This is a genomic window from Shewanella sp. SG41-4 (assembly GCF_014164505.1).
Taxonomy (GTDB): domain Bacteria; phylum Pseudomonadota; class Gammaproteobacteria; order Enterobacterales; family Shewanellaceae; genus Shewanella.
Genome location: NZ_JACJFI010000771.1, coordinates 1 through 305 on the forward strand (window position 1 = coordinate 1; position 305 = coordinate 305).

The 305-nt window shown below is 55.7% G+C and carries 1 protein-coding gene; it reads left to right on the forward strand.

All coding sequences use genetic code 11. The features are described from left to right. Positions 1 to 305: hypothetical protein (locus H5202_RS23765; RefSeq protein WP_220494002.1), on the forward strand; the 305-nt coding region annotated here is incomplete at both ends.

Genomic DNA, 305 nt, shown 5'->3' on the forward strand with positions numbered 1-305 from the left:
AATGGCCCTGTCACTCAAGACATGCTCGACAACGGCTTTGACGTTGAAGTCCCTGTCACTGCAGGCGCAACTGATGTTGATGTTACGGCGCAAGTGATTGATATCGCCGGCAACCCATCTGCAACCGCCACTGATACACAACCTGTTGATGCCACCATGGCACCTGCACCGACTGTAGAGTTCAGCGGCATGGGCAGCGATGGCGTGTTCAACAGCGATGAGATCGGTACTGATGGCACTGTGACCGCGACCGTGACGCTAGCGACTGGCACTCAAGTTGGCGACACCTTGATTGTCACTGACGG